The organism is Bradyrhizobium sp. 18BD (genome assembly GCF_054185225.1).
On sequence record NZ_JAVAYL010000027.1, the window covers coordinates 57,037 to 77,318 of the forward strand.

20 protein-coding genes and 2 pseudogenes are annotated in these 20,282 nt (G+C 63.6%); 11 read left to right on the forward strand and 11 right to left on the reverse strand.

Annotation, left to right across the window (positions count from 1 at the left end):
* Positions 1 to 392: 392 nt before the first annotated feature.
* The gene (locus RAD16_RS35575; RefSeq protein ID WP_458162527.1) at positions 393 to 1,178 is read right to left on the reverse strand and encodes an IclR family transcriptional regulator; all 786 of its coding nucleotides are present in this window, start codon (positions 1,176 to 1,178) and stop codon (positions 393 to 395) included.
* Between the two features lie 175 nt (positions 1,179 to 1,353).
* Between RAD16_RS35575 and RAD16_RS35580 the strand changes: the two genes are divergently transcribed.
* The 3 genes from RAD16_RS35580 to RAD16_RS35590 are packed head-to-tail and all read left to right on the forward strand — an operon-like array spanning position 1,354 to position 5,293.
* Positions 1,354 to 2,145, forward strand: coding sequence for an enoyl-CoA hydratase/isomerase family protein (locus RAD16_RS35580; RefSeq protein ID WP_458162528.1), 792 nt, complete (start codon positions 1,354 to 1,356; stop codon positions 2,143 to 2,145).
* Positions 2,146 to 2,148: 3 nt separating this feature from the next.
* On the forward strand, positions 2,149 to 4,236 hold the full coding sequence (locus tag RAD16_RS35585) for an acetate--CoA ligase family protein (RefSeq protein ID WP_458162529.1): 2,088 nt from the start codon (positions 2,149 to 2,151) through the stop codon (positions 4,234 to 4,236).
* A 22-nt stretch (positions 4,237 to 4,258) separates the two neighbouring features.
* Complete coding sequence (locus RAD16_RS35590; RefSeq protein ID WP_458162530.1) at positions 4,259 to 5,293, forward strand: tripartite tricarboxylate transporter substrate binding protein; 1,035 nt, start codon at positions 4,259 to 4,261, stop codon at positions 5,291 to 5,293.
* A gap of 111 nt (positions 5,294 to 5,404) precedes the next feature.
* Here RAD16_RS35590 and RAD16_RS35595 read toward each other — a convergent pair.
* Positions 5,405 to 5,797, reverse strand: a pseudogene (locus RAD16_RS35595) (HlyD family type I secretion periplasmic adaptor subunit); the annotation flags it as partial.
* A gap of 89 nt (positions 5,798 to 5,886) precedes the next feature.
* Here RAD16_RS35595 and RAD16_RS35600 point away from each other — a divergent pair.
* Positions 5,887 to 6,249 carry a helix-turn-helix domain-containing protein gene (locus RAD16_RS35600; protein WP_458162532.1) on the forward strand — a complete coding sequence of 121 codons (363 nt, stop codon included), beginning with the start codon at positions 5,887 to 5,889 and terminating at the stop codon, positions 6,247 to 6,249.
* Positions 6,250 to 6,287: 38 nt separating this feature from the next.
* Here the strand turns inward: RAD16_RS35600 and RAD16_RS35605 are convergent.
* From RAD16_RS35605 to RAD16_RS35630, 6 genes and pseudogenes are all read right to left on the reverse strand, one after another.
* Positions 6,288 to 6,644 (reverse strand): annotated as a pseudogene (locus RAD16_RS35605) (NAD-dependent epimerase/dehydratase family protein); the annotation flags it as partial.
* Positions 6,584 to 6,715 (reverse strand): hypothetical protein, encoded by a 132-nt coding sequence (locus tag RAD16_RS35610; RefSeq protein WP_458162586.1) that lies wholly within the window; start codon positions 6,713 to 6,715, stop codon positions 6,584 to 6,586. The pseudogene RAD16_RS35605 and the gene RAD16_RS35610, both read right to left, overlap by 61 nt.
* The gene (zigA, locus tag RAD16_RS35615; protein WP_458162533.1) at positions 6,712 to 7,926 is read right to left on the reverse strand and encodes a zinc metallochaperone GTPase ZigA; all 1,215 of its coding nucleotides are present in this window, start codon (positions 7,924 to 7,926) and stop codon (positions 6,712 to 6,714) included. The genes RAD16_RS35610 and zigA overlap by 4 nt, the downstream gene beginning before the upstream one ends.
* 242 nt (positions 7,927 to 8,168) lie before the next feature.
* Positions 8,169 to 8,990, reverse strand: coding sequence for a DUF2182 domain-containing protein (locus RAD16_RS35620; protein ID WP_458162534.1), 822 nt, complete (start codon positions 8,988 to 8,990; stop codon positions 8,169 to 8,171).
* A 50-nt stretch (positions 8,991 to 9,040) separates the two neighbouring features.
* Positions 9,041 to 9,670 carry a DUF1326 domain-containing protein gene (locus tag RAD16_RS35625; RefSeq protein WP_458162535.1) on the reverse strand — a complete coding sequence of 210 codons (630 nt, stop codon included), beginning with the start codon at positions 9,668 to 9,670 and terminating at the stop codon, positions 9,041 to 9,043.
* Between the two features lie 195 nt (positions 9,671 to 9,865).
* A complete protein-coding gene (locus RAD16_RS35630; RefSeq protein WP_458162537.1) occupies positions 9,866 to 11,434 on the reverse strand; it encodes a winged helix-turn-helix domain-containing tetratricopeptide repeat protein in 1,569 nt (522 codons plus the stop codon).
* A gap of 184 nt (positions 11,435 to 11,618) precedes the next feature.
* On the opposite strand from RAD16_RS35630, the gene RAD16_RS35635 reads away from it, so the two are divergent.
* The 3 genes from RAD16_RS35635 to RAD16_RS35645 all read left to right on the forward strand — a co-directional run bounded on the left by RAD16_RS35635 (position 11,619) and on the right by RAD16_RS35645 (position 13,835).
* Positions 11,619 to 12,608, forward strand: a complete 990-nt coding sequence (locus RAD16_RS35635; protein ID WP_458162538.1) for a tripartite tricarboxylate transporter substrate-binding protein — start codon at positions 11,619 to 11,621, stop codon at positions 12,606 to 12,608.
* Position 12,609: 1 nt separating this feature from the next.
* Complete coding sequence (locus RAD16_RS35640) at positions 12,610 to 13,158, forward strand: dioxygenase family protein (RefSeq protein ID WP_458162539.1); 549 nt, start codon at positions 12,610 to 12,612, stop codon at positions 13,156 to 13,158.
* Between the two features lie 218 nt (positions 13,159 to 13,376).
* Positions 13,377 to 13,835 (forward strand): hypothetical protein, encoded by a 459-nt coding sequence (locus RAD16_RS35645; RefSeq protein WP_458162540.1) that lies wholly within the window; start codon positions 13,377 to 13,379, stop codon positions 13,833 to 13,835.
* Between the two features lie 109 nt (positions 13,836 to 13,944).
* On the opposite strand, the gene RAD16_RS35650 is transcribed toward RAD16_RS35645, so the two are convergent.
* Positions 13,945 to 14,202 (reverse strand): hypothetical protein, encoded by a 258-nt coding sequence (locus tag RAD16_RS35650; RefSeq protein ID WP_458162541.1) that lies wholly within the window; start codon positions 14,200 to 14,202, stop codon positions 13,945 to 13,947.
* 251 nt (positions 14,203 to 14,453) lie between these two features.
* Here RAD16_RS35650 and RAD16_RS35655 point away from each other — a divergent pair, with 251 nt between their 5' ends.
* Positions 14,454 to 14,828, forward strand: coding sequence for a hypothetical protein (locus RAD16_RS35655; protein WP_458162542.1), 375 nt, complete (start codon positions 14,454 to 14,456; stop codon positions 14,826 to 14,828).
* Between the two features lie 95 nt (positions 14,829 to 14,923).
* On the opposite strand, the gene RAD16_RS35660 is transcribed toward RAD16_RS35655, so the two are convergent.
* Together RAD16_RS35660 and RAD16_RS35665 are read right to left on the reverse strand one after the other, a co-directional pair.
* On the reverse strand, positions 14,924 to 16,192 hold the full coding sequence (locus RAD16_RS35660) for a polysaccharide deacetylase family protein (protein ID WP_458162543.1): 1,269 nt from the start codon (positions 16,190 to 16,192) through the stop codon (positions 14,924 to 14,926).
* A 161-nt stretch (positions 16,193 to 16,353) separates the two neighbouring features.
* Positions 16,354 to 17,127, reverse strand: a complete 774-nt coding sequence (locus RAD16_RS35665) for a polysaccharide deacetylase family protein (protein WP_458162587.1) — start codon at positions 17,125 to 17,127, stop codon at positions 16,354 to 16,356.
* 116 nt (positions 17,128 to 17,243) lie between these two features.
* On the opposite strand from RAD16_RS35665, the gene mgtE reads away from it, so the two are divergent.
* The 3 genes from mgtE to RAD16_RS35680 all read left to right on the forward strand — a co-directional run bounded on the left by mgtE (position 17,244) and on the right by RAD16_RS35680 (position 20,254).
* Complete coding sequence (gene mgtE, locus RAD16_RS35670) at positions 17,244 to 18,665, forward strand: magnesium transporter (RefSeq protein ID WP_458162544.1); 1,422 nt, start codon at positions 17,244 to 17,246, stop codon at positions 18,663 to 18,665.
* A gap of 330 nt (positions 18,666 to 18,995) precedes the next feature.
* Positions 18,996 to 19,313, forward strand: coding sequence for a helix-turn-helix domain-containing protein (locus tag RAD16_RS35675; RefSeq protein ID WP_458162545.1), 318 nt, complete (start codon positions 18,996 to 18,998; stop codon positions 19,311 to 19,313).
* A gap of 122 nt (positions 19,314 to 19,435) precedes the next feature.
* On the forward strand, positions 19,436 to 20,254 hold the full coding sequence (locus RAD16_RS35680; protein ID WP_458162546.1) for an aldo/keto reductase: 819 nt from the start codon (positions 19,436 to 19,438) through the stop codon (positions 20,252 to 20,254).
* Positions 20,255 to 20,282: the final 28 nt, after the last annotated feature.

The following is a 20,282-nucleotide window of genomic DNA, read 5'->3' on the forward strand; positions in this document are numbered from 1 at the left end:
TGCCTCTGGGTGTAAGACCTTGGAATGTCGTTTTCGGGTGCCTGTTTCGGGTGCCTGCAAAGTCGCCGAGTGGCTGGCTCTGATCGAACGCGACAATATTTCCATGCCACTGACGCTGAGCTTCTCTCGATTCGCCTGTGCGATGTCGTGCGCGGGCATTTTTCGGATCGGTCAGCCGAACATGGCCGTCATCTGGCTCTCGGTGCAGTTGGCGCGAGCAGCAACGCAGGGCGCGGCTCGCTGCGCTGCTTCTGCGCATGGGCCGCGAACGCTGCGTCAGCCTGCGCGTCAAACCCAGCCGTGCCGCTCTCGGAGACTCGTTTTCTCATTCTTCGCACGCCAGCAGCGGGCGCCGCGGAAATGCGGTATCGCCCCCTTCGTCCGCCATCGCATCATTCGGGTTCGCTGCCCGCCAGCACCTCCTTGCATTTGGCCGCGAAGGCGTTGAGGTACGCGCCCATCTCGCTCGCCAGTGCGTCGGAGCGTTCGACATTTTGCAGGCTCATGTTGAGCGCGTAGACCGGAAGCCCGTCCAGCACGATGGGCGTTGCGACGGCGAGAACGGCAGGCTGCCACGACACTGCGCAATAGCCGTCGCGTTCGACGGCGCTGATTGATCTCCTGACGTCCGCAAGCAGCGTCTTCGTGGCCGCGGCGCTGCGCCGTCTGAACAGCTTTAGCAATCGCTCGCGCTCGATTGTGCCGATGCCGGCCAGATACGCGCGACCGAGCGACGTCAACTCCATCGGCACCTGCTGCCCGGCGACCACGTTGCGCAGCGCCGCGCGGGGGCTGTAGCGGATCGATTCGAGATACACCATCATGGTTCGATCCGCGGTCGCTAACCCCACGTTGAGCCGGCGCCTCGCCGATTCGGCCCGCATCATCGCTCCGATCGTGTTGAGCACGGGTGATCCCGTTCGCATCGCGTGACCGATACTGATGACGGACGCGGCCAGGCGGTAGGTTCTCTCCGCGTGGACTTCGTCGAGCATTCCGGAATTGACCAGCGTTCGCGTCAGCCGGCTGATCGTCGAGCGCGGCAATCCTGTTCGATCCGCAATCTCGCCATTGCCCAGCGTGTCGACGCCGGGCCGGAAGGCCCTGAGGATCTCGATGCCCCTTTCGAGCGACCGGTTGCCGTCAACCCCGCCCGCATATCTGCGCGTCTGCGCCACATCCAGCCTCCCAGGACATTCTCACGGAGCCATTTCCACTGAGTGGAATTAGGGGGATGTTCCCGACGGCGCAAGCCGATATAGGCACCGGGAAGAAGAATGCCCAGGCCGCACGGCTCATCGAGGAAACGGCACGGCCCGAAATCGGCATTCGTGAGCGCGCACGGAGCTTGCCATGTCCTATCAGCTCATCGAATTTTCCGTCGAAGCCGGTATCGCGACGATCGCATTCAACCGGCCGGAACGGCGCAACGCCATGAGCGACGACATGCGCGCCGAGTTCGTCAATGCGCTCGAAACCGTCGCCCGCGACAAGGCGATCAAGGCCCTGGTGCTGACCGGGCGCGGTAACGCCTTCTGTGCCGGCGGCGACATCAGCGGAATGAAGCGCCGGCTCGAGGCGCCGCAGGGTGAAGTCGCATTCAACGGATGGAGCCGTCAGCAGGGCGTGCACCATGTGCAGTCTTTCCTGCTGGGTCTGCCGAAACCGACCATCGCCGCCGTCAACGGCGCTGCGGCGGGCCTCGGTGCGGATACCGCGCTGGCCTGCGACTTCGTGATGGGAACGGAGCGATCGAAATTCACCTGGTCCTATATCAAGCGAGGCCTGATCCCCGACGGCGGCGGCCTGTATTTCCTGCCGCGCCGGGTCGGGCTTCCCAGGGCCAAGGAACTCATCTTCACCGGGCGCATGGTCGAGGCCGACGAAGCGCTTTCGCTCGGCATCGTCGATCGCAAGGTGGCCTCGACCGATCTCCTGCCGGCAGCGCAGGCCTGGGCGGCTGAAATAGCTCAGGGATCTCCCACAGCGCTCGCGTTGAGCAAAAAGATCCTGAACGAGACCTTCGAGCATTCCGCGCATGACATCTTCAGTCTCGGCAGCCAGGCGCAGGCCATCTGCTACACCAGCGTGGAGCATCGGGACGCCGTGACGGCGTTTCTCGCGCAATCCGCATCGAAGGATTGAGCGATGGATGCCATCGAACTGCTGATCCGACCGCGCAGCGTCGCCATCATCGGCGCCTCGGCCGACCCGAGCAAGACGTCGGGGCGACCGGTCTCCTATCTCCGGAAGCACGGCTTTGCGGGCGCGATCTATCCCGTCAATCCGAAGGTCGCGCACATCGGTGGTCTCGCCTGCTACCCCGACGTCGCCTCGCTGCCTGATGTGCCCGATGTTGGCATTGTCCTGCTCGGCGCGGAGCGTGCGCACGTCGCGGTGCGCGAATTGTCGGAGCGCGGCACTGCTGCAGCGATCGTCCTTGCCAGCGGCTTTACCGAGACCGGAGCGGAAGGCGCCGAGCGCCAGAAGCAACTGATGGAAGCCGCCGGATCGATGCGCCTGCTCGGGCCGAACACGATCGGTCTCGTCAATCTCACCGACAATATCGTGCTGTCGGCATCCGGCGCGCTGGCGATGGATCACTTCCCGGCCGGCGCTGTCGGCCTGGTCTCGCAAAGCGGGGGCATCCTCGGCGCCCTTTTGTCGCGCGCTGCGGCGCGTGGAGTAGGGCTGTCCAAGCTGGTGTCGACCAGCAACGAAGCCGATCTCGAACTCGCGGACTTCATCGACTTTCTCGCCGAAGACGACGCAAGCAGGGTCATCGCGCTCTATGTCGAGGCGATCCGCAATCCGGCTCGCTTTCGCGAGGCGGTGCTCAAGGCGCATGGCGCCGGCAAGCCCGTTGTCGCCTTCAAGATCGGGCGATCGGAGGCGGGTGCAAAGGCGGCCGTCTCGCACACCGGGGCGCTTGCGGGCTCAGACCGCATGTACGACGCCCTGTTCAGGCAGCTTGGCGTGATCCGCGCGAAGACGTTCGATGACCTGCTCGACATTCCCGCAGCCCTTGCCGCGGGACGGAAGCTGTCCGGCAGGCGCGTGGCGATCCTGACCTCGACCGGCGGCGCCGGCACGATCGTGTCCGACAGCCTCGGCGTCGCGGGCTTTGCAACACCCGCTCCCGACGCCGAGACGGCCGCGCAACTGCGCAGCCTTCAGTCGGGATCGCACACCGCGCTCGATCGCAATCCGATCGACGTGACCCTGGCCGGGCTTCAGCCGGACTTGCTGCGCGCTGCGATCCGTATCCTGCTCGCAAGTCCCTCCTACGATGCGCTCACAATCATCGTCGGCTCGTCGGCGGTGGGATCGCCGACGCTGATGGCCGATGCCATTCGCGATTGCCTGCCGATGAGCGACAAGCCCGTCATTGCCTATGTCAGTCCCTACGCGCCCGAGGTGGTCTCCGTTCTCACCGGGCGAGGCGTCCCGGCGTACACGTCCGCCGAGAGCTGCGCTGCCGCGCTCGACGGGCTCTTGCACGCCGGAATGCCGGAGCAGGTCCAGGCGCCGGGCTCGATCTGGCCGGCGGTAGACATAAGCGACGTCCCGGCAGGATCGCTGGATGAGGCACAGGCCAAAGCGCTGTTCGGCCGCTTCGGCGTTCCGATCGTGGCGGAGAAGGTGGTCGCAACATCAGCCGAAGCCGAGCAGGCGGCGCGCGACTTCGGTGGCCGGGTCGTTCTCAAGATTCTCTCGCGCGAGATCGCGCACAAGAGCGACGTCGGCGGCGTGGCAGTCGGCGTGACTGCTGACGCGATTGGCGGCCGCCTCACGGCGATGGCGGAGGAGGTCGAGGAGAGGGCGGGGAAGCGGCCCGAACGGTTCCTGGTCCAGGAGATGGTCTCAGGCGGCGTCGAGATCATTCTCGGGATGCACCGCGATCCCTTGGGCGCCGCGATCCTTCTCGGAATGGGCGGCGTGTCCGCCGAACTGTTCAAGGACACGACGATGCGTCTGCTCCCACCGGAAGGTGGCCTCGGTCTGGCCGAAGCCAGAGCGATGGCGCACGATCTCGTCACATGGCCGTTGCTGGACGGATTTCGAGGCCGGCCGAAATGCGATGTCGAAGCGCTCGCAGCAACAATCGTCGCTTTCTCGCGCATGGTTGCGCAACTCGGCGACCGCCTCGCCGAGGCCGAGATCAATCCAGTGTTCGTGCTGCCGGCGGGCGAGGGCGTGAAGGCAGCCGACGGATTGGTTGTTCTCAATGTCTGAACAAAATCGGATGGAGCTTAAAATGGCCATTGGCGAAATCATCAAACACGACGGCGCTCGCGGGGAGAGTTTCGCCGTGCGCCGCTGGCTGAACCTCGCCGTCCTCGCCTGTGCCGTCATGCCGATGGTTGCAGCACTGGGAGTTGCGCCAGCGCGTGCCGAATATCCCGAGAAGATCGTCAAGATCGTGGTGCCCTTCGCCGCCGGTGGCGGGACCGACATTATCGCGCGAACGACGGCGCAGGAAATCCAGACGGACCTCGGCAAATCAGTCATCATCGAGAACAAGCCGGGCGCCGGGACCATCATCGGAACCCAGACGGTGGCCACCAGCGATCCCGACGGCTATTCGCTGCTGATGGCGACCTTCGCCCACGCGGTCAATCCGAGCCTGTACAACAAGCTGCCGTTCGATCCGCACAAGGATTTCGCTGCGGTCTCGCTGATCGCGCGATCGTTCAACATTGTCGTCGTCACCCCCGCGTCCAAGATCAACTCGATCTCCGATCTGATCGCCGAAGCCAAGGCCAATCCGGGCAAGCTCAATTTCGGCACGTTCGGCACCGGCACCTCGGCTCATCTCGCCGGTGAGCTGTTCAATGCGATGGCCAAGGTCAAGATGACGGCGGTGCCCTACAAGGGCGCTGCGCCCGCCATCAGCGATCTCCTGGGAGGGCAGATCGACGTGATGTTCACCACCGTGGCAAGCGCGGCCTCGCTGGTGGCCGCGGGCCAGCTCCGGGCGCTGGCGGTCACATCCGCCGAGCGTTCGACGGCGTTCCCGCAATTGCCGACCGTCGCCGAGGCGGGGGTACCCGGCTATGCCGCGGAGTCGTGGTACGGCTTGTACGCTCCGGCCAAGACGCCCGCTCCCGTGATTGCGCGCCTGAATCAGGCGGTCGCAAAGGCCGTTCAGTCCGGCGGTTTCAAGCAACTCGAGGCAAACGAAGGCCTCATCATGGTCGGCAGCTCCCCGGAAGAGCTCGATCGCTATGTCGGGCAGGAGGAGGACCGCTGGCGCAAGCTGGTCAAGGACGCGAATATCGAGGTGCAATGAGCCGTCGGTTGATGAGCTGAACCAGGATGCTCTCCAATTCTTCCGGGGAGCTGATGGTGATGCTTTCCTTGTAACACGCCTCAACAGCATTTGTTTGTCGCCCTGCGCGGCTCACCGTTCGCGCAGGCTTTCCTGGCCGTAGCGGATCAGAGGCGAGAGCACGTAGGAGATGATGCGGCGGGAGCCGGTCTTGATCTCCACCGTCACCGCCATGCCGGGCGCGAGATTCACCACCCGTCCGTCGATGTCCATTTGGGCGCGATCGAGCGAGACGCGGGCGGAGTAGACAAGCTCCTGGCCCTTCGGCTCGCTGGATGCGATGTCCGTGCCGGCCGGCGTGTCGCGGGGCTTTTCCGGCGGCTTCTGGCGGACGATGGCGTCCAAGGAGACGCTGAGCACCTTGCCCTGGCGCAGGCCGTAGCGGGTGAAGCTGAAGGTGTCGACCTTGATCGCGGCTTCCTCGCCGGGGGTAACGAAGCCGATGTCCTTGTTCGAGATCATCGCGATCAGGAGGTCGCCGGCCGTTTGAAAACGTTCACAATTTGCGCTTACTAAGTCCGGACTGGCGAGATTCTGGCCGGAAAGGACCCATCATGGTTGGCAAGAGGCATGCCTTGGGGGAGATTTCGGCCAAGCTGGCGCAGGCCAATGAACTTGCGGCCAAGGGGAAAACCCAGCGCGAGATATCGAAGGCGCTTGGCGTCAGCATCATGACCTATCACCGCTGGAAGAAGATGCCCGGTTCTTCAGCACCGCCTGATGGTCGTGGCAGGGAGAGCGGTGACCGGCCATCCAGTCCGGGCGACGCAAGCACTGTGGACACAATCAAGCGGTTGGAGCTCGAGAACGCGCAATTGCGACGTCTTGTGACGGACATGCTCCTGGAAAAGCTGAAATACGAAGAGGAGCTTCGGGCGCGCCAGGGGACGCGATTGCGGCGCCCCGACAGCGGTTAGCGCGCCAGAACCGATCCTTTCGGTCTGCTCTATTGTCTTCACTCGTTTAGCTCGAAACTTGAGACGGTTGGACGTGCCGCGGCTGGATGGTCCGACAGGTACGCCACGTATGCACGCCTCACACCATCCTCAAGCGAGGTTGTCGCGCGCCAGCCGAGCTTCGTGAGACGGCTGACGTCGAGCAGCTTGCGCGGCGTGCCGTCGGGGCGTGTGGTGTCGAAACTGATCTTGCCGCCGTAACCGACAATGTCGGCGACGACACGCGCGAACTCGGCGATGGTGACGTCCTCGCCGGTGCCGATGTTGATCAATTCGGCAGCCGAATAGGCCTTCATCAGGTGCACGCAGGCATCCGCCATGTCGTCGACGTAAAGGAGCTCGCGCCGCGGCGTGCCGCACGCGCCTCGCGGATGAGGCGCTGCCGCTCGAGTTCGGATTTCGGGACGAAGCGGACGACGTTGCTCATTGGCGTTCCGTGGATTCATTCGCGCGTCGCCAGATCGGAAACGGGTCTGCGAGCTTGGCCCATTCCGCGACGTTCATGGCCGGCTTGCCCGGGACAAGGCAGGCGTCCAGGCGTGCGCGCAGCGCGCTCTCGTCCATCCCTGCGCCGATGAACACGATTTCCTGGCGGCGATCGCCATAGATTTCGTTCCAGTTGGCGCGCAGCCGCTTGCGCCAGAACGGATCGTCCGGCCAGCGTTCCGCGGGGACGCTTGCCCACCAGAATCCAAGAGCCTCTGTGCGCGTGATCGAACCGGCCTGGCTGATCTCGCCAAGCCATTGCGGGCGCGTCGCCAGCCAGAAATGCCCCTTGGCGCGAATGACACCGGGCCAGGGCTCCCGCACGAACGTGTCGAATTTTTCGGGATCGAACGGCCGGCGCGCGCGATAGACGAAGCTGGTCACGCCGTATTCCTCCGTCTCCGGCACGTGATCGGCAAAACCGTAGAGCTCCCTGAACCAGAGCGGATGCGTCTGCGCCTTCTCGAAGTCGAACCGTCCGGTGTCGAGAATGCGATCGAAAGCGACCCGGCTGTGGTTGGCTTCGATCAACTCTGCTTCCGGATTGAGTGCCCGGATGATTTTTCGCGCGGCTTCGCGTTGTGCCGGCGCGGCGTCATCGACCTTGTTGAGCAGGATCACGTCGGCAAATTCGATCTGCTCGACGAGTAGATCGACCAGCGTGCGCTTGTCGTTTGCCAGCGCTTCGCCGCGCTGCTCCAGAAAATCCGTCGAGGAGTAGTCCTTGAGCAAGTTCACCGCGTCGACCACGGTGACCATGGTGTCGAGGCGTGCCACGTCGGAAAGGCTTTCGCCGTCCTCGGAACGAAAATCGAAGGTCGCGGCAACCGGCAGCGGCTCGGAGATGCCGGTGGATTCGATCAGCAGATAATCGAAGCGGCCGTTTTCGGCGAGGGCGCGCACCTCCTTCAGGAGGTCGTCGCGCAGCGTGCAGCAGATGCAGCCGTTCGTCATCTCGACGAGCTTCTCGTCAGTCCGGGACAGGTTCGCACCGCCATCTCGGACCAGATCCGCATCGATGTTCACCTCGCTCATGTCGTTGACGATCACCGCGACCTTCAGGCCGTGCCGGTTGTTCAGGACGTGGTTCAGCAAAGTGGTCTTTCCAGCCCCGAGGAAGCCAGACAAGACGGTGACGGGGAGTTTGCGCATGGAGATCGAACAGCCTTTTCAAGGGGATAGGACGACGGCGAGGGGGATTGGGCATCGGGACCGAAGATGTAATGTTATAACATTACATTCGTTGTTGGCGCCGACGTCAAGCTGTTTTACGGCTCAGTTGAAGCGGATCGAGGTCGAGGAAGGACCGGCGAAATCCGTCGAACCGCTGTTTGGTCACGAGAGGGGAGGCGTGGCTCAGCGTAGAGCGAACTGAATACCAGGCAGGTTGCTGATCACTGCGGCAAGACCACCAGCAGCCAGACGCCCGCGGCCACGCATGCAATACCAGCAGCGCGTGCGATCCATCGTCCGACCGGCGTAAGTTTCTCCAGAAGGACAAGCAGTGACAAAAGTGCAATCCAAAGCACGTTCATCACCCCGCCGACGAACAAAAGCGCCATCAAAACCCAGCAGCAGCCGACACAATAGCCGCCGTGTCGAAGCCCCAGCAGCAGGCAGCCTCGCGGGTGGCTCTGAAAGCCGCCGTGGCGCATCAGGAACAGAAACGGCGACTGGCATTGGGCGAGACAGACGTCCTTCAGCGGTGTCCATTGATAGACGCCCGCCGCGATCAGGACGATTGCGCCGAGAAGGCTGCTGGCGATCGCCATCCGGGAATCCAGCAAGGCGGCCCGCTCGATCGCCCATTGGAGAAAGGTGGCTGCCAGCGAAAAGCCGCTCCACGCGAGGAGATAACCGGCCGCAAACCAGCCGGTCGCGGCGAACGGCTTGCCCTGCGCTTTGCCCTGTCGACCCACGCGGGCGTACATGAGGACCATGGGCGCTGCCGAGGGTGCCATCATTCCGATCATCATCACCGCCCACATCAGCAACACGTATGCGAACTCGATCGCTCGCCATGGCTCGTTGGCCGGCAACATGATGCCGATCCCGGCCGGGATCATGCGGAACCCGGTCATGTCCATGCCGCCCATGTCCATGTCGTTGGCGAGCCAGAACACGTAGCTCCATGCCAGCGCGACAACGACGCCGATCGCGCCGCCGACGACCCAGCGGTCGCGCCGCAGCACGGCTTCCAGGGCGCTGTCGGTCATTTGCGATTGACGTTGCCGGCCTCGTCGCAGGGCCGGTCTCTGGAGTTGCATCAAGCCTGGTTGGACCAGCGGATCGGCGCATAGAGGCCGTTCTTGCCGGAATTATCCCAGTGCATGCCGTGATCGCTGAACGTATTGCCGGGGGCGCCGACCGCCATGACCATGTTGTCCGGGCTCACCGGATGGCCGATGTTCGCCCACATTTCGCCGCTCGGATGCATGGTCGGCAACGGATCAACGGACATGTGCAGAATATCAGGGATTTCCGCGGACCGCGTCTTGCCCTCGATCCGGAACGTGATCGGGACCTTGCGAACCCCCAGGTTCTTGCTGATCAATGGTGTGAACGCAGCCATCGGACCACCGGCAGCGCCGGTGAAGATCGCAGCTAGAGCCTCGGTCTGCTCATCGTTGGCGCGCTGATCGATATAGGCGGCGACCGACCAATCTCCGTCCGCCATGACCCCAGGTGCATGGAGGACAACAAGGACATTGAGTCCATCGAGCGCGATGTCACCATAGCGTCCGCTTTCGACGTGGAAGATCAGCGGTACGTTGCAGAAGCCCTCGGTCGGTCGCGAGGTCAGCGGGGGAGCCGCCGACACGAGACAGGGACACACGATGCTGCAACTGCAATTTTCGAAATAGTCACCGGAAAGGTGCCATGGGACATCTGCCATCGCTGTCTCCCGCTAGGCCGAACCCGATAGATTGCTTTCGAATGAGCTACGTGTAGTTGAAAGTTACGCCGCGCGGCGAACTCCCGCAAGCTCGAAGGCCGACGCAGCGCAACAAGTTGCCGTCGCGCAGCGCCTCGCATGCCAAATCCTCGGCCGCCGCGCCTCTTCCGTGGCACATGCCATGGGCCGTCAGGCTCAGTTTTGCGGCAGTCCCGCCTTCCTCAGCCCGTCGAACAGGTGCTCGGCGTCCTCCGGGTTCTTGTAGGCGGCAGTGCGCTTCCATCGGTCGATTGTAAATCCAGGCTCGATGCGCCGCACTTCATCGGCCTCAGTGCGGGCCTCAGCAAGCTGTCCGGTCTGGGCATAGGCTGCGGCCAGCCAAAGATGGCCGATACGAAAATTGGGCATGCGCCATGCGCATTCCCGGAGCAGCGGCACCGATTCCGGATAGCGCTTGAGCATATAAAGCGCGAGGCCGGCATAGCCCAGCCTGCTCGCGTTCTGGAACGGTTCAAGCCGCAGATTAGCCTGGAGAATTTCGATCGCGCGTGCCGGCTGTCCCGCAAACACCAGGCAAAGACCCTGGCCGGAATCGAAAAAATTGGGATTGAGCGACGACGCCCGCTGATATCCCGCAATCGCCGCTTCGTACTGCCTTTGAAACAGCAGCACCCAGGCAAGCTGGGCGTGTGCCTCGGGCAGATTGCCATCAAGCTGGACGGCTTTTCGGGCGAACTCGTGGGCGCGATCGAGGCCCGCCGGCAGCAGATAATCACCATCGCGCGGTTCGAGGTAGGTGGCGACGTGCGACCGCGCGAGCATGGCATAGGCGCGCGCATAATTCGGGTCTATCGACAGCGACTTTTCAAGCAGACGCCGCGCCTCGTAGGTCGAGGCGACAGCGCTTTCGGTGTGTCCCGACCAGTAGGTTTGCGCACCGCGCAGGTAATAGTCATAGGCTTCCCAGGCCGCCGGCGGTTTCAGCAAGGTACGCTCAGCCTCGGCCATGTTCAGATAACCGGCAATCACCGTGACGATCGCGCGGGTGACCTCATCCTGGACGGCGAAGACGTCGCTCACCTCGCGGTCATAGCGTTCGGCCCAGCGATGGGCGCCGGAAACCGCGTCGATCAGCTGCGCGCTGATGCGGATGCGATCGCCGGCACGCCGGACACTGCCTTCCAGCACATAGCGGACGCTCAGTTGGCGGCCGACATCGCGAACATCAAGCGCCTTGCCCTTGAACTGGAACGTCGAGTTGCGCGCGATCACCGCGAGTTCGGAGAACCTCGACAGCTCGGTTATGATGTCCTCGGTAATACCGTCGCTGAAATATTCCTGCTCCGGGTCACCACTCAGGTTTGAGAACGGCAATACGGCGATGGCTATCCGCTGCTCGCCGGCCCCGGTACCGGTGGCGGGAGGCGTCGCCGCGGCCGCCGCCGTGCCAGCATTCGCCGGATGCTGCGAGACGGCAATCGAAAAGCGGTATCCCCGGCGCGGTACGGTTTTGATGATCTTCTGGTCAGTATCGGCGATGGCCTGACGCACTTCGCTGATGCAGCGCGCCAGCGACTCGTCGGTCACGATGACGTTCGGCCAGACCGCCTCGATCAGTTCGTCCTTGGTCACCAGCCGCCCGGCGTTCTCGACCAGGCAGCGCAGCACCTCGAAGCTCTTGGGACGCAAATCGACCTCGCGATCGGCGGACCGCAGACATCCTTGCGCAAGATCCAGCGTAAAGTCACCGAACTGAAACGTCATAAGCGCCGCGTCTTCTTTTTGCCGCTGCCGGACCTACCCATTGGTGAGCGCCACATGCCTAAGTTCATTCAATTTCAGGGAAATTGCACGGTTCGTTCAAGACGGGAGGTCATGTTTACCGCACAATCTGCCCTAGTTCCATTGAGCGAGTTGGAAGTCCTCAAGCACCGGGCAGGGTACCAGGATGATCACCAAGCGACACTTCTCATTGGGCCTGTGCGCAACTGGCCTGGCATCGATAGTGCCGGGCGCCTGGCAAACTGCGCGATCGCAAGCCGGCGCCAGGGGCGCGAGGATCATCGTGGGTTTCGGACCGGGCGGTGCGCTTGATGTCGTGGCAAGGCTGCTCGCCACCGCGATGAAGGACTATGCCTCGCCGTTCATTGTCGAAAATCGGCCCGGCGCGAGCGAACGCATCGCGCTCGAGGCCGTGAAATCCAGCGCCGCTGACGGATCGACCCTGCTGCTGACGGGGTCCTCCTCGATGGCCATCGTTCCGCATGTCTACAAGAAGCTCAATTTCGATCCGTTGCAGGATTTCACGCCCGTCACGCCCGTTTGCAGCTTCCCGTTTACGCTCGCGGTGGGGCCGATGGTGCCCGCCCAGGTGAAGACGCTGGTTGATTTCATCGCGTGGAGCCGCGCCAATCCGAAGCAGGCAACATACGGCACGATCGGGGCTGGTTCGCTGCATCATTTCATCGGTGCCGCATTGGCGCGCGCCGCGGGATTCGAGTTTGTTCACGTACCCTATCAAGGTCTGGCTGCGGTCCAGGACTCGCTGGCAGGCCGGATTGCGGCGACGATATTCCCGTTAGGTACCACGCTTCCCTATGTCCGGTCTGGAGAGCTTCGTGCGCTCATGACCACCGGGACGCAGCGAAGTCCGTCCCTTCCTGACGTGCCGACGGTCAGGGAACTCGGATATCCCGCCATGGAGGATGACGATTGGTTCGGCATCTTCGCTCCGGCAAAAATGCCTGCGGAAGCCGTCGATTCCCTCAACAGCGCGATCCGCGCCGCGCTCAGGACCGACGATGTCAAAGTCGGCATGGCGAAATTGTCCCTCGATCCAACCGGAGATTCGCCGCAAGGATTCGCCCGGCTGGTCAAAGCCGAATTTGACCGGTGGGGGCCGATTGTGGAGGCATCCGGATTCAGGGCGGAGAACTGAGATGCGAACGCCCCATCAGATTCTCGGGCCGTTTTTCCCGGTGTCGTCAAGACCTGCAACGCAAGGCGACCTGACGATCGTCGAAGGCGTCGAGGGGCGCGCGAAGGGCGAGATTGTCGAGGTGAGCGGCCGCGTGCTCGATCTCCGCCGCGAGCCAGTTCGTGGGGCGAAGCTGACGATCTGGCAGGCCAACACGTTTGGCCGGTACGTGCATCCAAATGATTCCAACCCCGCGCCGCTGGATCCAAACTTCGAAGGTTTTGCCACCATTCGATCCGGCAGCGATGGCGCGTACCGGATCAAGACAGTGAAGCCCGGACCATATCCCGTGGGGCCCGACTGGATGCGAGCTCCCCACATTCATTTCGAGGTCGAAGGTCAATTCGAACGGCTGGTTACGCAGATGTATTTTCCGGGCGAACCGCTGAACTCGTCCGATCGGTTATTGATGTCTGTGCCCGAGCCCGATCTGCTGATCGCCAAACCTCTTTGGCAGGGGAACGGTCACCATCGCATTCTGGAATTCGATATTGTCCTTGCGCGTGGCTGAATACGATCGCTTGTGGGTACCGCTTCTTAATATTCCTGCCCGTCGATGTCCGCTTCTGGCCCTTCGCGTCATTTGCTGCGCCAGCACAAGGGTGGTCATTATGGGGAGCGAAGCGGACGTAGCCGAAATTTATGAATACGCATTCTAGAAAGCCGAAGTCTCGACAGCTTCCGGATTTTACTCCGGAGTTTTCAACATTGAATGTTTTGGAGGGGCAGATGAAGTTTCGTGTCTTGCAGGTTGCGCTCGCAGGGTTGGCCCTCATCACCGGCGGCAGCGCTTCGGCGGCACCACTCGTTTACGGCGCTTATTACGACGAGACCAATGGGCGGACTTGCAGCGCCACCAGCAACTGTCGGCTCGATTTCTCCCAATCCCCGACAAACAAGCTCGTCCTGTTTCGCAAGGTCAATTGCTACATTTCTTCCACGAGTCCTTTGTATGCGGGTATCCTAGGTATCGCGACGACATTTGGCGGTGATCCAATCTACCGTTTTTTGCCGCTGCCGATCCCGGCCCCCCTGTATGTTGGCTCCCATTACTACACAAACTTCGAAGCCGACATTCGTTGGCTCATGGGTCAAGGACGATTTCCGTACCTGGAGTTTGTAGCCACTTCAGCGACTTTTAACATCTCGTGCACCATCGTCGGCGATCTGATCGATCCGGTTTCGTAGCGCCTTGGTAAATCCGCAAGGCCGGCGGAGCCGTTTCGAGCGGCCGGGCCAGTCGTGCCGCGCCGGGTGAATAGGCGGCTCTGGCGCTGTCAGGGGAGATCGCGGCCTCTCAGCCATATTCATCGCCGATGCCGTATTCCTTGTAGATCTCGAGCGGGTCCGAGTCCGGAAACAGGCGGCATTTGGCCTGGGCGAGGTGCAGGCTCACCGCCGACGGCTCCTTGCCGTTCGCCAGCATCTTGCGGATGTCGTCCATATGGGCGCTCGGCTGGTGCTTGGGTTCGAGCTGCTCCAGCGCGACCAGCGCGGTCGCGAGCGCCTCGGTCAGAACCCATTCGTCGTGGCCCGTGATTCCCTTCTTCGGCATCGGCAGACCCCACATGTGGCGGCTGTGCCAGTGTACCGCAGCTTGCCCCAAATCTCCATCGAGCTGGCTGGCAACCTCGCGTTTACGAGGTCGCGGCTACAAGGCAGCCGGGACGGGCGTTTCTCTGCTGAAATGAAGTTGGCGTAGACGGGGGCGGGGCGGCATTCGCGCCGGCTGTTCCGGTCTGCAACCCCCTGATATCGCCGAGTTCGCGAAGCCCAACGGTCGTACCGCTCAAGGCTGGAGCCACCATGGTCTTTCTTAGCTTCGTCTACCGCTTCGTCACCAACTTCGCGTTCCTGGCGGTGGTCTATTTCAGCCTGAACTTCATGGAGAAATATCCGAACCGGGCGATCCTGGCGATCCTGGTGCTGGTCTATGCCGGCATGCGCGCCGCCTCGACACTGCGTGCGTTCTACTTCTTCCAGAAGATCGAGAAGCTGGAAGCCGAGACGAAGCGCCTGCAGGCCCCGATCAACGACGGCTCGGGTGGAACCAACGCGCGCAAGCAGATCATTGCCGACGTGGCGCGGCTGCGCCGCGACGGCGAGCTCAAGTCCTATATGGATCTGTTCTTCCTGGCGCTGATCGTGCTGCTCTGCGTCGCCGCCATCATGCGGCAGTGAGGGCTGGGAGCATGATCCGGAAAAGTGCGCAGCGGTTTTCCGAGAAGATCATGCTCAAGACGACAACCTGAAGCGCGCGATGATCTCGTCGCGCGTCAGGCGCGCTTCTTCACGCTGGTGGCAATGCGGGTCGGGTGAGACGCCGGACCTTTGGCTTGCCCCTTGGCCTGCGCGGTATGTTTCGGCGTGCCTTGGGCAGCGTGCGCGGTCCGGGCGCCGTGGGCCTTGCTGCCAGCCTTGCCCTTGGCCCCACGGGGCGTCTCGGCCGCCATCGCCAGCCGCGTTGCGGCGCGCCGCGACAGGGTCGTGGACAGCAGCACCTCGACCGAGCCTTCCGGGATGGCAAAGAGATCGCGGCCGGGCACGGGCAGGGTGGAGGCGACATCGGCAACCGCCTTGGTTCGGCGCGGCAGCGACGGCTGATGGGTGGCCTCTGCATTGAGATCGGCTAGCGCGGGCGCCGGCATCGTCTGGGTCTGCGCGAACACGAAGTTCGGGATGGAGGGCCAGCGCGCGATCGGCGTCGTTTCGGTCGGCGGATGCAGCAGCCACTCCACCGGCGTGGTCGGCGTCGCCGGACGGTCTGCGGTTGCGGGCACCACATGCACGATGCGATAGCCGCGCGCCTTGAGGTCGCGGATGATTTTTGGCAGCGCCGCAACGGTTCGCGGCTGGATGTCGTGCAGCAGCAGGATGCCCTTGCCCTTGGCCTCCAGCCGCTGCATCGCGAGCTGGTAGACGCGGTCGGACGACACATGACGCCAGTCGTCGGCGGGGAAGTCGGCGCTCCAGACCTGGATGCCGCGCGAGATCAGATAATTCTCGACGCCCTCGGCGCGCATAAGGCCGGGGATGCGGAAGAACGGCGCGAGCTTGGTCGGATCGGTCATCGCGGCCGAGGTCCACTGGATGCCGCCGTTGATCTCCGGCTCGTATTTCTCGATCGGCATCCGGTCGAAGGTCAGCGGATGGTTCATGCTGTGCGTGCCGACGGTGTGGCCCGCCGCGACCAGCTTGCGCACGCCTTCCGGATTGGCCTTGGCCTGCTGACCGATGATGAAGAAAGTCGCCTTGATGCACTCGTCGTCGAGCATCTTGAGGATCTGGTTCGAATATTTCGGCAGCGGACCGTCGTCGAAGGTGAGGACGACCTCGTGATCCCTAAGCGGCAGCGTCTCGCGGTACTGCATGGTGCCGATGCGCGGATGCTCGTGCGGATCGACGACGACGGTGCGGGAGGTTCCGAGCGCGTCCGGATGGCCGGGACAGTCGTCCGCGAAGGCCGCCGTCGTACCGACGCTCAGCAGCCCAAGACACAGGACGATCCACGATCGCGTCCGAAAAACAACGCTGCTTCCGATCATGAACCTCGTCTGCCCTCATACGCGATTGACGCCATAGTAGGTCGGAGACGCACCGAAACGGTTCAGGCGCAATACCCCTTCCATCTTTGCATGGCGTATCATGAACAGAGTGTTAATAGGGCCAAAATCACCCCATTTTGCACCAGCGTGACATTCCGGCATCAGCGCGAATCGGCGCTCTTCTGTGGCGTTCCTGCCGGAACCACGTGAACCACGCGATACCCGTTCTCCCTCAGATACCGCAGGAAGGCCGGCATGATCGCGGCTGTGCGCGCCTTGGGGTCGTGGAACAGGATGATGCCCTTGCCGGCGGCGGCGAGGCGCTCGGTGACGAGCTTCAGTTCCTGCTCCGGCGTCATCTCGTTCCAGTCGCTGGCCCAGAGGTCCGCCCCGAACACGACGATGCCGCGCGATTGCAGCAGGTCGAGCTGTCCTTGCGTCGCCTCGAAATAGGGGAAGCGGAAGAACGGCGTCGAGGGTGTCGTCGTCGAGACCCCGTGCAGCGCCATCTCGTCGGCCGCGATGCCGCGGTCGATCTCGCTCTTGGCCTTCTCGAACGGGATCCGCGCCATGAACGGATGCGAGAAGGTGTGGTGGGCGATGGTGTGGCCCTCGCGCGCGATGCGCTTGACCATGTCGGGGTGCTCGGAGGCGTGCAGGCCGATCAGGAAGAAGGTCGCGCGCACGCATTCCTGCGCCAGCGCCGCCAGCACCTTCGACGTCGTCGGCGGATGCGGGCCGTCGTCGAAGGTCAGCACGACCTCGTGATCTTCGAGCGCCAGCGTCTGCGGAAAGCTCTTCAGTCCCACGCGCGGCGTGGTCTTGGCATCGACGCTCAAAATGCGCGAGGTACCGAGCGCGTCCTTGCGCGGGCACTCGGCGGCCTCCGCAGAGGCGATGCCGGTGAGGGCAGCGAGGACTGCGCCCATCGACATCGAGGTCCATTTCAGCCGAAGCATCTTTGTCATTGCGCTCGGAGTTGCCTTGTGGGTATTGCCTGAACCATCAGCCCAGACCACACGTTCCAACCTGTCAAACGGCGAGGCGCACCATGGATGAACATATGGACGGTGCTCCAGCCGCTGCGGATTCGGTACTCGACCACGTGCCGATGCGCAATGAAGACGGTGATATCAGGCACGAATTCGTCGAGGAAATTGCCCATGCGATCGAGGCCGGCGACAGCGCCGCACTGCGCGCCTGTGTCGCGGAGCTGCACGAGGCCGACCTCGGCGATCTGATCGGCGCGCTCGAACCCGACGATCGCGTCCGCCTCGTCGAGCTGACCGGCCGCGACTTCGACTTCTCGGCGCTGAACGAGGTCGACGAGAGCGTCCGCGAGGAGATCCTCGACGAGCTGCCGCCAGAGACGGTGGCCGAAGGTGTCCGCGAGCTCGAATCCGACGACGCGGTCGAGCTGCTGGAGACCCTCGACGAGGCGGAGCAGGAGGAGATCCTCGAGAAGCTGCCCTTGAAGGAGCGCGTCGCGCTCGAGCGCAGCCTGCTGTATCCGGAAAATTCCGCCGGTCGTCGGATGCAGACCGAGTTCATCGCGGTGCCCCAGGATTTCACGGTGGGCCAGGCGATCGACTACATGCGCGAGACGCCGGATCTGCCGGACCGCTTCTACGAAATCTACGTCGTCGACAAGGACCAGCACTGGCAGGGCGCCGTCCCGCTCGACGTGCTGCTGCGCGCGCGCCGCCCGGTGCCGCTCGCCGAGCTCACCGACGAGGACCGCCGCCGCGTCTCCGTCCTGGAGGACCAGGAGGAGGTGGCGCGCATGTTCGGCAAGTACAATCTGGTCGCAGCCCCCGTGCTCGACACCCAGGACCGCCTCGTCGGCGTCATCACCGTCGACGACGTCGTCGACGTCATCGAGGAGGAGGCCGACGAGGACCTCAAGGCGCTCGGCGGCGTCACCAGCGACGAGGAGCTGTCGGACACCTTTCTCACCATCGCCCGCGGCCGCTTCAACTGGCTGCTGATCAATCTCGCCACCGCATTCCTGGCGTCCTCCGTGCTCGGCCTATTCGAGGGCCAGCTCGAGAAGATGGTGGCGCTCGCCGTGCTGGCGCCGATCGTCGCGAGCCAGGGCGGCAACGCCGCAACCCAGACCATGACGGTCGCGGTCCGCGCGCTCGCCACCCGCGAGCTCGGATCCTCCAACGCCTGGCGCGTGGTGGTTCGTGAAACGCTGGTCGGCCTCATCAACGGCGTCGCCTTTGCCGTGATCACGGGTATCGCCGCAGTGGCCTGGTTCAAGATCCCGGGCCTCGGCATCGTCATCGGGCTCGCGATGATCTGCAACCTCATCGCCGGTGCGCTCGGCGGCATCCTGATCCCGATGGCGCTCGAACGGGTCAGGGCCGATCCGGCGGTCGCGTCGGGGACGTTCGTGACAACGGTGACGGATGTGGTGGGCTTCTTCTCCTTCCTCGGCATCGCGACGCTGTGGTTCGGGTTGAAGTAGCCGGTTTGGGGCGCATCTCTCTCCCCGTCATTGCGAGCGCAGCGAAGCAATCCAGAGTCCCTCCGCGGCGGCAGTCTGGATTGCTTCGTCGCAAGCGCTCCTCGCAATGACGGGGGAGGCGGTGGGGGCATCCTCACTCTGGTGTCCCGGGCGCGCTGCAACACTCCCGGTTCGTAGCCCGTATGGAGCGAAGCGTAATCCGGGGCCCGGTGCCTCGGCGCGAGAGCTGTCCCGGATTGCGCTGCGCTCCATCCGGGCTACTGGCTCGCAAGCCATCATCTTTAATCCGAACTTAAGCGACCTGTCGCATCATCGTCCGCGCTTGGGGGAATGGACATGCGGTTGCGGCTGAAGGCGGACGGGCGGATCGTCGAGTTGCGGGACGGACAGGAAATTCCGGTCCAGCCGGCGGCCAACGCAGCATCACACGATGCCGCACATGGCGATAGCAGCTCGCTCGCGGTGCGCGATTTGCGCCGCCGCGCCTGCCTGACCCAGATGGAGTTCGCCGCCAAGCTCGGCGTTCCCGTCGAGACCATCCGCAACTGGGAGCAGGGCAAGCGCGCCCCGCGGGGACCGGCCCGCGCGCTGCTCGCGGTGATCGCGCATGCGCCCGACACGGTGTTCCAGGCGCTCGCCAAAGCCTGATACGAACCTCCTGTTAGCATTGCGCTGAAGATCCGGCCGGGCGTCCGTTGCACTTGGGCGGACCGGGTCCATAATGACGCTTGTGATGTCTCTTGGGGCTGCCGCAACAGAGAGGATTCCTCATGCTGTTCGTCGAGGCCAGTGGCGCAAGAATCCCGGCGATCGGGCTCGGGACCTGGGAGTTGAGCGGGCGCACCTGCGCCCGCGTGGTCGAGCAGGCGCTGCGGCTCGGCTATCGCCACATCGACACCGCGCAGGTCTACGAGAACGAGCGCGAGGTCGGCGACGGCTTGCGCGCCTCCGGTGTGCGCCGCGACGAGATCTTCCTCACCACCAAGGTCTGGACCAACCATTTCGCCCCCAACGACCTCGAGCGCTCGGTCAAGGAGAGCCTGGCGCGCATGCGGCTTCCCTCCGTCGATCTGTTGCTGCTGCACTGGCCCAATCCGCACGTGCCTCTGGCGGAGACGCTGGGCGCGCTGTCGCATGCCAGGCGCATGGGGCTTGCCCGCCACATCGGCGTCTCCAACTTCACGGTGGCGCTGATCGAGCAGGCGGTCGCGCTGTCGGAGGAGCCGCTCGCCTGCAACCAGGTCGAATACCATCCCTATCTCGACCAGACCAAGGTGAGGGCGGCCTGCGACCGGCACGGCCTCGCACTTGTCGCCTACAGTCCGATCGCCAAGGGTCGCATCAAGTCCGACCAGACGCTCGCAGCCATCGGCCGCGTCCATCGCAAGTCGCCGGCGCAGATCTGCCTGCGCTGGCTCGTACAACAGAATGTTGCGGCGATCCCGCGCACCTTGCGCGTCGAACGCCTCTCGGAAAACCTCGATATCTTCGATTTCGAGCTCGCCCCCGACGAGATGGCGCAGGTTGCCGCACTGGCCAGCCCGCAGGGCCGCCTGACCGATTTCGGCTTCGCGCCGAAATGGGATTGAGGAGCGGTTCCGGTATGGTAACAGCAGG